Below are 12,507 nucleotides of genomic sequence, written 5' to 3'. Positions count from 1 at the left end.
CCGTTCTCACTCGACCGCGGCCACCCGGCTCACGTGGCCCCGGTGCTGCTCCCGGACCAGGTCCTCGATCCGGGCGCGCAGCTCGAGGAACCGCGGTTCGCGCTTCACCGCCAGGTCCCGCTCGGCGGGCAGCGCCACCTCGACGTCGGCGGCGATCCGGCCCGGGTCGGAGGCGAGCACCACCACCCGGCCACCGAGGAAAACCGCTTCCTCGACGTCGTGGGTGACCATCAGCACCGTGGTGCCGGTGTCGGCCCACACCTGGCGGATGAGCACCTGCATGTCCTCTTTGGTCTGGACGTCCAAGGCACCGAAGGGTTCGTCCAGCAGCAGGACTTCCGGCTCGCACGCGAGCGCGCGGGCGATCGCGACGCGCTGCTTCTGGCCGCCGGAAAGCTGTTTCGGCAACGACTTGCGCACGGCCTGGAGGCCGGTTTCGGCGAGGTACCAGTCCACCCGCTCGGCGCGCTCGGCCGGGTCGAGCGAAAGCAGCTCGAGTCCGAACGCGACGTTCTTCTCGACGCTGCGCCACGGGTAGAGCGCACCCGCCTGGAAGACGAGCCCGCGGTCGGGGCCGGGCCCGGTCACCGGCACGCCGTCGAGCACGATCTCGCCCTCGGTCGGCCGGCTCAGCCCGGCCACCAGCGAAAGCAGCGTCGACTTGCCCGAGCCGCTCGCGCCGACGACGCAGACGAATTCGCCGCGCAGCACTTCGAGGTCGACGCCGTCGAGCGCGCGGGTGATCTTGCCGCGGACGGTGTAGTCCTTGGCGACGTTCCGCAGTTCCAGCGTCATGCCGCCCACTTCCCGACCCGCGTGCGCAGCAGGCGCAGCAGGACGTCGATGGCGAGCCCGGCGATCCCGATGACCACGAGCACCGCGAAGATCTTGTCGGTCTGCAGGAACCGCTGCGCGCGGACGATCCGGTAGCCGAGGCCGGCCGAGGAGTTGATCAGCTCGGCGACGACCACGAAGTTCCACGCCGCGGCCGCGTTGACCCGGATCGCGTCGATCATGCCCGGCAGCGAGTGCGGCACGACGATCTTGCGCAGCACCTCGCCGCGGCGCGCGCCGAGCGTGTAGGAGACGTCGATGAGCGAGTTCGGCACGCCGCGGACGACGTCGGCGGTCATCAGCGTGTTGAAGAAGACCGTGCCGATGAAGAGGATGGCGATCTTCGACGGCTCGCCGAGGCCGAGCCAGATGATCAGCAGCGGGATGAACGCGCTCGCCGGCAGGTAGCGCAGCAGCCCGATCAGCGGCTCGAAGAACGCCTGCCCGGCGGTGAAGCTACCCATCAGGATGCCGAGCGGGACGGAGACGAGCACGGCGAGGCCGAAGCCTTCGAGCACCCGCTGGGTGGTCGTCCAGAGGTCGTCGAAGAGCTCGCCGCTGCTCGCCATGTCGAGGCCGGCCCGGAGCACCGCGGCCGGGGACGGCAGGAACGTCGAGTCGACGGCCCCGCTGAAGCTCAGCACCACCCAGGCCAGGAACGGGACGGCGAACGACAGCACCGCGAGCGTCCAGCGGGACGCCGCGGAAATGGGCGTGCGCAAGGAGAACAGCGGTGAAGCGGACGGTTTCAGCCCGGCCCGGCGGGGCAGCGGCGACCAGGCCGGTCGCCCGCCGCCCGCCCGGCCGGCCTCCTGCTGCTCGGCGAGCCGCTGTTCCGCTTCCTGGGCTTCCGCGGCCCGTGCGTCGGCCGTGGCCGCCGGGGTGGTGCGCTGGGTCGGACCGGTCACTGGGGCGCGGCCTTCACGAACTGGTCGTCGAACAGGCCGTCGAGCGAGGGCCGCTGCTGGGCGAGCCCGGTGCCGACGATGAAGTCGACGATCTTGTTCGCCTGGAAGTCCAGGTGCTGCGCGGTGACGCCCGGGGTGAACGCGTCGATGTTCTGCTGGCGCGTGAAGATCGTGGTGCCGGCGTCGTAGGACTTGTAGTCCGCCTCGGAGACGCCACCGCGCTTGGCCATGATCTTGACCGCCGCGTCCTTGTTGTTCTTGATCCAGGTCAGCGTCTCGAACCAGGTGTTGACCAGCGCCTGGACGTCCTTCGGGCGGTCCTTGACCAGCTTCTGCGACGTGACCAGGTGGTCCGGGATGGCGCCGGGGAACTCGGCCGACGACGAGATCGCGCGGCTGCCCGCGCGCTCCAGCGCCGTCGAGGTGAACGGCGCGAACGCGGCGACCGCGTCGACCTGGCCGCTCTTGAACGCGGCGGCCGCGGCGTCGGTCGGGAGATTGACGAGCTGGATGTCCTTTTCGGTCAGTTTCGCCGACTGCAGCGCCAGCAGCAGCAGGTAGTGGTCGACCGCGCCCTGCTCGACGGCGACCTTCTTGCCCTTGAGGTCGGCGATGCTGGTGATCCCGTCCCGCGCGATGACCTTGTCGTTGCCGGTGGAGTTGTCGTTCACCAGCACGATCGACAGCTTGGCGCCGCCGGAGACCGACGAAAGCGTGTCGTTGAGGGTCTGGCTGTTGGCGTCGATCGCGCCACTGGAGAGGGCGTTGATGCTGTCGGTGTAATTGTCGAAATACTTCAGATCGACGTTGACGCCGTTCTTGGCGAACAGGCCCTGTTCCTGCGCCACCTGCCAGGGGAACCAGCCCGGCCAGGCGCTGAACCCGATGGTGATCTTGCTGCCACTGCCGGAGGCGGAACTGTCGCTGCACCCGGAAAGCGCAGTGACTCCGGCGAGGGTCAGCAAAGTCAGGAGCACCGTCAGCAGACGGGGGCGAGGACGGGAAATCACAACGAACTCCAGGTTGCGGGGGAAGTGGAGTGGTGCGTACCGAAAGGAGGAATTGCGGCGCTCAGGACTACGGGTGGTGACGACTGGAAGGGCGATTGGTTCGAGCTGCGCTAACGCGCACGGTCATCACTGCTCACTTCCGCCGCACCTGATCGGGTCATCGCGAGAGAACGCGGACAGGAGGCGCCTACCACCAGTGAAATCCCAGCACTCAGCGCACCGGATCAGCCACCCCTGTCCCTCTCCCGGCGGAGAGCCTAGCGAGTGACACAAGATCCCCACAACGTCCGCCCAATGCAGCCGAACGAGTGACCGCCGCCCGGGTCAGCCTGCGGCATCGATGTGTTCGAGGGTGTTTTGCACGGGATTTCTGTCGGCCGACCGGCCAAGATCTCGGCGTGCGTGTGCGCGGAGCGCGTGCAAGTGCACGCCCCGAAGTCTCCTGTCGTTACTGCGATCGCAACCGGTGCCGAGGGCGTTACCCAGCGCGACTCAACGGACCCGAACGGTCGTTCGGAATGACCCGAGCACGTTCCGGCTATTCGAACACGTGTCCGCATCCGCCGATACCGCACGGGTCTCGAATACGCCGAATGATTCCCCGACTGTTTACACGCTTGAAACAATTCAACCCGGTCGGCCGAATTTCTGTCAATCGACAGATTTAGCCAGGTCGTAAACCGTCGTGCCCCCGACCGAGAGCGGCGTGAAGTTCTGCTCGACCCAGGCCTGGATCTCCCCGGCGGTCCCGCGGCCGCCGCCGAAGCCCCCGCGACCACCGGCGACGTAGTAGCGGATGTCGCCGTCGGCGACGTATGCCTGGAACTGCCGCAACGTCGGCGCCGGGTCGCTGCCGCTGAAGCCGCCGATCGCGAGCACCGGGCGTCCGCTCGCCAGGGCCAGCCCCGCCGACTGCATCGCGCCGCTCTGCGCCGCGGCCCACTTCGTCGTCGTGCCCTTCAGCAGGTCGATGACCGCGGTGCCGGCTTCCCCCGCACCGAAGCCGCGCGGCCCCCGTCCGCCGGCGACGGCCGGCCCGGACGACGGTGTCCCGCCGGAGTGCGCGGCCGCCGCGGTGGCCAGCGTGAAGGACGTCGTCCCGAGCAGCGCGCCGCACAGGCCGAGCACGGCCACGACCGGGCCGAGCCGCCGGAACCGGTCGGCGCCGAAGAGCAGCCCCGCCACGGCGGCGGCACCGGCCACCAGGAGCGTGTAGCGGACCCACGGCTGCCAGTCCGGCGTCCGCGCGAGGAGGAGGAAGGACCAGACCGCCGTCACCGCGAGCAGCACGGCGAGCACCGCGCGAGCCGCGAAGTTCGCCCGGCCGCGCCAGAGCTCGCGCGCGGAGATCGCCAGCGTCGCGGCGACCCCGGGGGCCAGCGCGACCGTGTAGTACGGGTGGATGATGCCGCTCATGTAGCTGAACACCAGCGCGGTGACCACCAGCCAGCCACCCCAGAGCAGCAGGGCCGCCCGCGTGCGGTCGGTGCGCGGCGCCCGGCGCGTGAACCACAGGCCGGCGGCCAGCCCGATGATCGCGGCCGGCAACAGCCACGACGCCTCGCCGCCGAACTCGCCGCCGAACAGCCGGGTCAGGCCGGCCTGCCCGCCGAAGCCACCGAAACCACCGCCGCCGGTGGGCAGCTCCACCCCGGCGGGCGGCGTGAACGTCCGGCCGCCGCCCCCACCGCCGCGGCCTTCGCCGAAGATCCGGCCGAGGCCGTTGTAGCCGAAGGCCAGTTCGAGCACGGTGTTGTCGGTCGAGCCGCTGATGTAGGGCCGGTCCGCGACCGGCCACAGCGCGACGGCCGCGATCCACCAGCCGGCGGAGACGACCACCGCACCCGCCGCGGCGACCAGCTGCCCGATCCGGCGCCCGAGCGACGCCGGGGCCGCGACGGCGTACGCGAGCACGAACGCGGGCAGCACGAGGAAGGCCTGCAGCATCTTGTCGAGGAACCCGAACCCGATCGCGACCCCGGCCAGCACCAGCCACTTCGTGCTCGCGTGCTCCAGCGCCCGCACCACGCAGTACGCACCGGCGACGAGCAGGAGGACGAGGAAGGCGTCGGGGTTGTCGTAGCGGAACATGAGCGCGGCGACCGGCGTCAGCGCGAGCCCGGCCCCGGCCAGCAGCCCGGCACCCGGCCCCGAAAGCCGCCGCACGGCGAGGTAGAGCAGGCCGACGGAGGCGACGCCCGCGAGCGCGTCCGGCACGAGCAGGCTCCAGCTGGAGAAGCCGAAGACCCGCCCGGACAGCCCCATGAGCCAAAGGGAGAAGGGGGGTTTGTCGACGGTGACGACGTTGCCCGGATCGAGCGAACCGAAGAACAGCGCCTTCCAGCTCCACGTGCCGGCCTGCACGGCCATCGCGTAGAAGTCGTTGGCCCAGCCGGTTTTCGCGAGGTCCCAGAGGTAGAGCAGGCCGGTCCCGAGCAGCAGGGCGGCCACGGACGGCTTGACCCACCGCGGTTCCCGGACGGGAGCGGGCGGCTGGGGCTGTGCGTGGGCGGGCGCCGGCAGCGTGGTCGTCATGAACGTCACCGTGTCGGCGGTGCATGTGGTGAACTTGTGGCGAAGCTGTGCGCCGGCTGTGCATCGACCCCGGACGGGTGATCATGTCGGAGAACGGGACCGCGGAGTACGCGGGGGAAACGGACTTGCCCGACCTCGTCCGGCGGGCCGTGGCCGCGGCCGGGCGAGCGGGCTTCGGCTGCTCCTGCCGCCCCGCCCAGGGCAGGTTGCTGCGGCTGCTCGCCGGCGGGGTCGCCGGTGGCACGATCGGCGAGACGGGGACCGGCTTCGGGGTGGGGCTGGCCTGGCTCGCGGCCGGAGCCGCCCCCGGCACCGCGCTGGTCAGCGTCGAACGGGACGCGGGGCGCCACACCGCCGCGGCCGAGCTGTTCGACGGCACGCCGTCCGTGACGCTCCTGCGCGGGGACTGGACCGAGCTGGCCGCGGCCGGGCCGTTCGACCTGCTGGTGGTCGACGGCGGCGGTCAGGGCAAGGGCGCCGAACCGCCGCTGGCACCGCGCGCGTGGCTGCGCCCGGGCGGCTGTCTCGTCCTCGACGACTTCACGCCGATGACCTCCTGGCCGCCGACGTTCCGCGGCGAGCCCGACGAAGCACGGCTGCACTGGCTGCGGCACCCGGACCTGCTGGCGACCGAGCTGCGGCTGGCGCCGGACCTCGCGACCATCGTGGCCCGCTACCCCGGCTAACCCGGCGCGGGCGCCTCCGCCAAGGTGATCTCGAACTCCGTGCGTCCCGGCCGGCTCTGCACCCCGACGCGGCCGCCGTGCGCGGCGACCACCGCGGCCACGATCGCCAGCCCCAGTCCCGTGCTCCCCGCCGCGCGCGACCGGGAATTGTCGCCGCGGGCGAAGCGCTCGAAGATGTCCGGGAGGATCTCCGGCGGGATGCCCGGGCCGTCGTCGGCCACCCGGAGCCGGACGATTCCGCCCGAAGTGGACAAAGCGGTCGTCACCGTGGTGCCCGGTGGCGTGTGCGTCCGCGCGTTGGCGAGGACGTTGATCACCACCTGGTGCAGCTGGCCCGCGTCGCCGAGGACGCCGATCGGCTCGCCCGGGACGTCCATCAGCCACTTGTGGTCCGGGCCGGCGACGTGCGCGTCCGCGACCGCGTCCGCCACCAGCCGGCACAGGTCCACCCACTCGTGCACCACCGGCCGCCCGGAATCGAGGCGGGCGAGCAGCAGCAGGTCCTCCACCAGCGTCGTCATCCGGCGCGACTCGGACTCGACGCGGCTCATCGCGAACGCGACGTCCGGCGGCACCTGCTCGCCGCCGCGGCGGGTCAGTTCCGCGTAGCCGCGGATCGCCGCCAGCGGGGTGCGCAGCTCGTGGCTCGCGTCCGCGACGAACTGGCGGACGCGGTTCTCGCTCGCGTGCCGCGCGGTCAGCGCGTTCGCGACGTGCTGCAGCATCCGGTTCAGCGCCGAGCCGACCTTGCCGACCTCGGTGTTCGGGTCGGTGTCGGCCTCCGGGACGCGTTCGGACAGCGCGACTTCGCCGCGGTCCAGCGGCAGTTCGGAGACGCGGGTCGCGGTCGCGGCCAGCCGGTCGAGCGGCTGCATCGTGCGCCGGATCGTCGCCGCGCCGACCGCGCCCGCCACCAGGATCCCGGCGAGCGCGACCCCGCCGAGGATGAACCCGAGCTGCCAGAGCGTCTCGTTGACGTCCTTCAGCGGCAGGCCGATGACCGTCTTTTCCCCGCGCGGCGACGTCGTCGAGACGACGCGGTACTCGCCGAGGCTGCCGCCGAGGTCGATGCTCCGCTGCTTCCCGTCCGACGACAGCGCGAGCAGGGCCAGCACCTGCGCCGTCGGGACTTCTTTGAACGGCGCCTTGCGCTTCGACGGCCCGGCGGCGCTCGAGTCGAGGACGCCGGCGGTGATCTTCGAACCGACCTGGACGACGGCGAGCGTGCCCTCGCCCTGGCCGAGCACGCGCAGCGCGTCCGGTGGCGGCGTTTCGCCGTAGGGCCAGGGCGCCGGCCGTTCCGGGCCGTGCGCGGCGCGGTCGCTCGCCGCGGCCAGCCGCTTGTCCTGCTGACCGACGAGGAACTCGCTCAGCGCGAACTCCGTCACCACGCCGACGACCACGCAGACCAGGGCGAGCAGCGCGGCGAGCTGGACGATCAGCCGCCGCCGCAGCGACCACGGCCGGCGGACGCGCGTCGGTTCAGCCTGCGGGCTTGAGGACATACCCGGCGCCCCGCATGGTGTGGATCATCGGCTCGCGGTCGGCGTCGATCTTCTTGCGCAGGTAGGAGATGTAGAGCTCGACGATGTTGGCCTGGCCGCCGAAGTCGTAGCTCCACACGCGGTCCAGGATCTGGGCCTTCGACAGCACGCGCTTGGGGTTGCGCATGAGGTAGCGCAGCAGCTCGAACTCGGTCGCGGTGAGCGGCACGAGATCACCGCCGCGGTGCACCTCGCGGCTGTCCTCGTCCAGGGTGAGGTCGCCGACGACGAGCGTCGACCCGCTGGCGCCGGTGACCCCGCCGGCCCGGCGCAGCAGCGCGCGCAGGCGCAGGGCGACCTCTTCGAGGCTGAAGGGTTTGGTGACGTAGTCGTCGCCGCCCGCGGTCAGCCCGGCGATGCGGTCCTCGACCGCGTCCTTCGCCGTGAGGAAGAGGACGGGCAGGTTCGGCGCCTCGGACCGCATCCGCCGCAGGACCTCGAGGCCGCTGAAGTCGGGGAGCATGACGTCGAGGACGACGGCGTCGGGCCGGAAGTCGCGCGCGATCCGGACGGCCTCGGTGCCGTCGCCCGCGCTGCGCACCTCCCAGCCCTCCATCCGCAGGGCCATCGACACGAGCTCGGCCAGCGTCGCCTCGTCGTCGACGACGAGCACCCGCACCGGGCTCCCGTCGGCGCGGCGCAGGTCGGCCTTGCCGGGGCCGGGTGACGTGGCGTTCATAGCGGTCATAGTGCCACCTTCCCGGCCCGGCGTCGGTGTTCGCTGTGTGCTCGCTGTGCATTCGCTGTGAAGGTTCCCGCGATCGAGGCACAGCGCCCGCTGACGCTCCGCACAGCTCAAACACAGCCGCGGCGGTGAACCTGAGCGGGACCAGTGTGGGCACCACCGGAGGACACGATGACGACCGAGCCGATGCCGAACACCCAGCCCGAGGGCGCCAACTGGGGCGACCCGGCCCCGGCGGCGCCGAAGAAGGGGTGGTCCGGCAAGAAGACGGCGATCGCGGCCGGCATCGCCGTGGTGATCGCGGCGGGCGGCGGCGCGGCGATCTGGGCGGGCACGAGCAGCGCCGACAACTCCGCGCAGGGCCCGGGCGGCTTCGGCGGCCCCGGCGGCGGTCCGGGCGGCGGCCAGTTCCGCGGCCAGGGGCCGGGCGGTGGCTTCGGCGGCGGAATGGCGGCGTTGCGCGACGCCCTCCACGGCGACTTCGTGGTCTCGAACGGCAGCGGCGGCTACACGACCGAGCGCCTCCAGACCGGCGACGTCACCGAGCTGAGCGCCACCTCGGTGACGCTGACCAGCAAGGACGGCTACAAGCAGACGTACACGCTCGACTCGTCGACCCAGAAGACGGGCGACGTGAAGACCGGCGACACGAACGTCACGGTGGTGGCCAAGGTCGAGGGGCAGACGGCCACCGCGACGACGTTGGGCAAGGGCTTCGAGCCGGGCCAGCGCCAGCCGGGTCAGCGCCGGGGCGACTACTCGGCCCGCCCGACGAACTGACCCGGATCCCCAGACGGGGAACGCCCCGGTGCCGCGCACACCCCCTCACGTCGCATCGGGGCGTTCCCGTCCGTTCCCGGGGTAGGGCACAGTGGCGGGTGTGCAGGACATCCGGGGGTCGCTGAGACGGCAGTCGCTGCTGGTCGCGCTCGTCTGCGTCGTCTGCGACGCCGCCCTCTTCACCCTGCGCGGCCCCCTGCCCGAGGCCGGGTGGCGGGCCTGGGTGGTGCTGGCCGCCGGGATCGCCGTCAACGCCGCGCTCGCCGGGGCCGCGCGGTACTCCGGGTGGGTCGCCCTCGCCCACGCCGTGCTCTTCGCGGGTGCCCCGCTCCTCCTCTGCACGTGCCAGGGGTACGTCACCGGCAACAACGCCGGGATCCTCATCGCCGGCTACCGGGCCGGGGCCTGGCTGCGGACGCGGCCCGCCGTGCTCGCGCTCGGCGCCCTGCTCGCCGGCGTCACCGTCGGCTGCATCGAGGGCGGCGGGCGGACCGCGGCCGACTGGCGGCTCATCGCCATCAACGTCGGTGTCTCCGCGCTGCTGCCGTGGCTGGTCGGCCGGTACACGACCGCGCGGCGCGCCTACATCGCCGACCTCGAGCGGGAAGCCGACGAACGGCGGCAGCACGAAGAAGAAGCCGTCAAGCGGGCCGTCCTCGAGGAACGGACCACCATCGCGCGCGACCTGCACGACGTCATCTCCCACCACGTCAGCGCCATCGGCGTGCACGCCGGCGCCGCCCGGCTGGGCCTGCCCGAGGGCGCCGGAGCGGTGCGGAAGTCGCTCGGCGCGGTCGAGTCGGCGAGCCGCTCGGCGATGGCGGACCTGCGCCGGCTGCTCGACCTCCTGCACGCCGAGACCAACGCCGAACAGCCCGGTCTCGACAACCTCGACGAGCTGGTCGAGACGGTCCGCGCGGCCGGTCTGCCCACCCGCCTGACCCTGCGCGGCGAGCCCCGCGAACTGCCCGGTTCGCTCGACATCGCGCTCTACCGGATCGCGCAGGAGGCCCTGACCAACGCCCTGCGCCACGGCCAGGGCCCGGTCGAGGTCGAGCTGAACCACGGCCGCACCGAGGTCGTGCTGACGGTGACGAACGGGCTCCGCGCCGGCCGCGCCGAAGAGAACGAGCACGCACACCGCGGCCTGGCGGGGATCCGCCAGCGCGTCACCCTGTTCGGCGGCCAGGTCTCCTACGGCGAGACCGGCGGCCACTGGCAGCTGCGCACGACCTTCCCGGTGGAGAGCACATGATCCGCGTCCTGCTGGCCGACGACCACGCGATGTTCCGCTCCGGGATGCGCGCGCTCCTCGACACCCAGCCCGACTTCGCCTGCGTCGGCGAGGCATCCGACGGCCGCGAGGCGGTCGCCGAGACCGCCCGCCTCCGCCCGGACGTCGCGGTCCTCGACGTCCGCATGCCCCGCCTCGACGGCCTGGCGGCGACCGAGGCGATCCTGGCCGCGCCGGGCAACGACACCCGCGTCCTGGTGCTCACGACCTACGACGCCGACGAGTACGTCTACCGCGCCCTGCGCGCCGGAGCGAGCGGGTTCCTGCTGAAGAGCCTGGCGCCGGAAGAGCTGGTCGCGGCGATGAGGGTGGCCGCCCGCGGCGACGCCCTGATCGACCCCTCGGTGACGCGGCGCTTGGTGGCGAAGTTCGCGGCGGTCCTCGAACCGGCGGCCGCGGAACCCCCGGAGCTGGCCCGGCTGACGTCCCGCGAGCGCGAGGTGCTGCTGTTGCTGGCGGGTGCCTGCAGCAACGCCGAGATCGCGCGGAAGCTGCACGTCGGCGAAGAGACGGTCAAGACGCACGTCTCGCGCGTGCTCAGCAAGCTCGGGCTGCCCGACCGCGTGCACGCGGTGGTCTACGCCTACCGCCACAACCTCGTGCCGCCCGCTTAAGCTGGGTGGATGAGGCGGTGGATCACCCTCGCGGTCGGAGTCGTGCTCGTGCTGGTCGGCGCCGTTTGGGTGCTGCAGGGGATCGGCGTCATCACCGGCAGCTTCATGACCGGCCAGAAGCTGTGGTTCCTGATCGGCCTGGCCGCGTTCCTGGTCGGCGTGGTCCTGGTAGCGGCCAACTTCACCCGGCGCAAACCTACTTCGTGAAGATCTCGAAGATCGGGTAGCCCGGCGCGATCTCGCGCAGCTTTTCGTCCGAGGCCTTGGCGTCGACGCCGTCGAAGAACACGCCGACCTCGAACTTCCAGCGCTTGAGGTATGCGCGGAGGATGCCCGGCTTCTCGTCGTGGTCCAGCTCGCGGAACGTGAACGTCTCGACCCGGCGCCCGACGCGCAGCGTGCCCTGACCGGCCGCCCGCAGGTTGCGGACCCACTGCGTCTCGCCGCGCGGGGCGACCAGGTACCGGACGCCGTCGACGGTCAGCAGGTTCACCGGCACCGAGCGCGGCTCCCCGCTCTTCCGGCCGACCACGGTCAGCACCCGGCTGCCCCAGACGCTCAAGCCCAGCTTCGTCAGCTTCGCGACCAGCTCGTTGAAGGCGCTGGTCGACTTCTTCGGCTCGATGTAGCGGGTCCCGGTCATGCTGTCCTCCGAAGGTTGGGAGAGCAGTGCTCTCGGTTAAGAGCAGTGAACACGAGAGCAGTGCACCATGTCAAGAGCACTGCTCTCGATTTGGTGCACTGCTCTCGTCGTGGCACACTGATCTCATGACCGCCCCCCGCACCGCACGCGACCGAGCCCGCGCCGAACTGGCCCAGGAGATCAAGGACGAGGCCCGCCGCCAGCTCGGCGAGGTCGGCGCGCAGGGCCTGTCACTGCGCGCGGTCGCCCGGGAGCTCGGCATGGTGTCGTCCGCGATCTACCGGTACTTCCCGAGCCGCGACCGGCTGCTGACCGACCTGATCGTCGACGCCTACAACGCCATCGGCGAGGCGGCCGAAACCGCCGACCCCGGCACCGGTGACCTCCGCGAGCGCTGGGTGGCGATCTGGCAGGGCGCCCGCGACTGGGCCCGCGCGCACCCCCACGAGTACGCGCTGATCTACGGCTCGCCGATCCCCGGGTACGCGGCCCCGCAGGACACCGTCGTGCCGGCCTCCCGCGTCGCGCTCGCCCTGGTCAAGGTCCTCACCCACACCGAGCTGCGGGACATCGACGGCGAGGTCCCGCCCGAGCTGCGCGCCCAGGCCGAGACGCTCACGAAGGCCCTCGGGATCATCGCCGGCCCGGAAACCGTCGCCCGCCTGCTCATGGCGTGGACGCAGCTGTTCGGCGCGATCAGCTTCGACCTGTTCGGCCAGTACGTCGGCAGCGTCGACCCGGCCGACGCGTTCTTCGCCCACTCGGCGAGGCGGATGGCGGAGTTCGTCGGCCTCTAGGCTGAGGCGAGAGTCCAACGGCGGAAGGCGGCGCGACGTGACGGGGTGGGCCGGGAAGGTCGGCAGGATCCGGGTGATCGGGACCGGGGTGATGGGCCGCGGGATCGTCCAGCTGGCCGCGACCGCGGGGGTGACCGTCGAGCTGGCCGACGTCCGGCGCGAGGCCGTCACCGAGGC

General features: G+C 71.9%; 14 protein-coding genes. 7 read left to right on the top strand and 7 right to left on the bottom strand.

Features of this window, described 5'->3' with window-relative positions; genetic code table 11:
- Positions 1 to 6: 6 nt before the first annotated feature.
- From ACWDN5_RS35265 to ACWDN5_RS35250, 4 genes are all read right to left on the bottom strand, one after another.
- Positions 7 to 795, bottom strand: a complete 789-nt coding sequence (locus tag ACWDN5_RS35265; protein ID WP_449679320.1) for an ABC transporter ATP-binding protein — start codon at positions 793 to 795, stop codon at positions 7 to 9.
- The gene (locus ACWDN5_RS35260) at positions 792 to 1,742 is read right to left on the bottom strand and encodes an ABC transporter permease (protein ID WP_310969313.1); all 951 of its coding nucleotides are present in this window, start codon (positions 1,740 to 1,742) and stop codon (positions 792 to 794) included. Before ACWDN5_RS35260 ends, ACWDN5_RS35265 begins: the two co-directional genes overlap by 4 nt.
- On the bottom strand, positions 1,739 to 2,752 hold the full coding sequence (locus tag ACWDN5_RS35255; RefSeq protein ID WP_310969315.1) for an ABC transporter substrate-binding protein: 1,014 nt from the start codon (positions 2,750 to 2,752) through the stop codon (positions 1,739 to 1,741). Before ACWDN5_RS35255 ends, ACWDN5_RS35260 begins: the two co-directional genes overlap by 4 nt.
- 651 nt (positions 2,753 to 3,403) lie before the next feature.
- Positions 3,404 to 5,287 carry a glycosyltransferase family 39 protein gene (locus tag ACWDN5_RS35250; protein ID WP_449679319.1) on the bottom strand — a complete coding sequence of 628 codons (1,884 nt, stop codon included), beginning with the start codon at positions 5,285 to 5,287 and terminating at the stop codon, positions 3,404 to 3,406.
- Between the two features lie 83 nt (positions 5,288 to 5,370).
- On the opposite strand from ACWDN5_RS35250, the gene ACWDN5_RS35245 reads away from it, so the two are divergent.
- Positions 5,371 to 5,973: a class I SAM-dependent methyltransferase gene (locus tag ACWDN5_RS35245; protein WP_449679318.1), complete on the top strand. Its 603-nt coding sequence runs from the start codon at positions 5,371 to 5,373 to the stop codon at positions 5,971 to 5,973.
- On the opposite strand, the gene ACWDN5_RS35240 is transcribed toward ACWDN5_RS35245, so the two are convergent.
- On the bottom strand, positions 5,970 to 7,478 hold the full coding sequence (locus tag ACWDN5_RS35240) for a sensor histidine kinase (RefSeq protein WP_449679317.1): 1,509 nt from the start codon (positions 7,476 to 7,478) through the stop codon (positions 5,970 to 5,972). The genes ACWDN5_RS35245 and ACWDN5_RS35240 overlap by 4 nt on opposite strands.
- The gene (locus tag ACWDN5_RS35235; protein WP_033261680.1) at positions 7,456 to 8,205 is read right to left on the bottom strand and encodes a response regulator transcription factor; all 750 of its coding nucleotides are present in this window, start codon (positions 8,203 to 8,205) and stop codon (positions 7,456 to 7,458) included. Before ACWDN5_RS35235 ends, ACWDN5_RS35240 begins: the two co-directional genes overlap by 23 nt.
- A 168-nt stretch (positions 8,206 to 8,373) precedes the next feature.
- On the opposite strand from ACWDN5_RS35235, the gene ACWDN5_RS35230 reads away from it, so the two are divergent.
- From ACWDN5_RS35230 to ACWDN5_RS35215, 4 genes are all read left to right on the top strand, one after another.
- Positions 8,374 to 8,982: a hypothetical protein gene (locus tag ACWDN5_RS35230; protein ID WP_310969323.1), complete on the top strand. Its 609-nt coding sequence runs from the start codon at positions 8,374 to 8,376 to the stop codon at positions 8,980 to 8,982.
- 100 nt (positions 8,983 to 9,082) lie between these two features.
- Positions 9,083 to 10,237 (top strand): sensor histidine kinase, encoded by a 1,155-nt coding sequence (locus tag ACWDN5_RS35225; protein WP_449679316.1) that lies wholly within the window; start codon positions 9,083 to 9,085, stop codon positions 10,235 to 10,237.
- The gene (locus ACWDN5_RS35220) at positions 10,234 to 10,890 is read left to right on the top strand and encodes a response regulator transcription factor (RefSeq protein WP_310969325.1); all 657 of its coding nucleotides are present in this window, start codon (positions 10,234 to 10,236) and stop codon (positions 10,888 to 10,890) included. The genes ACWDN5_RS35225 and ACWDN5_RS35220 overlap by 4 nt, the downstream gene beginning before the upstream one ends.
- Positions 10,891 to 10,899: 9 nt before the next feature.
- Positions 10,900 to 11,097: a hypothetical protein gene (locus ACWDN5_RS35215; protein WP_310969326.1), complete on the top strand. Its 198-nt coding sequence runs from the start codon at positions 10,900 to 10,902 to the stop codon at positions 11,095 to 11,097.
- Here ACWDN5_RS35215 and ACWDN5_RS35210 read toward each other — a convergent pair.
- Complete coding sequence (locus ACWDN5_RS35210) at positions 11,087 to 11,533, bottom strand: nitroreductase family deazaflavin-dependent oxidoreductase (RefSeq protein WP_310969327.1); 447 nt, start codon at positions 11,531 to 11,533, stop codon at positions 11,087 to 11,089. The two genes, ACWDN5_RS35215 and ACWDN5_RS35210, sit on opposite strands and share 11 nt — an antisense overlap.
- A 125-nt stretch (positions 11,534 to 11,658) precedes the next feature.
- Between ACWDN5_RS35210 and ACWDN5_RS35205 the strand changes: the two genes are divergently transcribed.
- Both ACWDN5_RS35205 and ACWDN5_RS35200 read left to right on the top strand, forming a co-directional pair.
- On the top strand, positions 11,659 to 12,330 hold the full coding sequence (locus tag ACWDN5_RS35205; RefSeq protein ID WP_310969329.1) for a TetR/AcrR family transcriptional regulator: 672 nt from the start codon (positions 11,659 to 11,661) through the stop codon (positions 12,328 to 12,330).
- A gap of 37 nt (positions 12,331 to 12,367) precedes the next feature.
- A partial coding sequence (locus ACWDN5_RS35200) for a 3-hydroxyacyl-CoA dehydrogenase NAD-binding domain-containing protein (RefSeq protein ID WP_449679328.1) occupies positions 12,368 to 12,507 on the top strand: 140 nt, incomplete at its 3' end.

The sequence above is a fragment of the Amycolatopsis sp. NPDC003731 genome (assembly GCF_053586895.1).
Note: the sequence above shows the minus strand (reverse complement) of the source record. Positions and strands in the feature narration are given on the sequence as shown.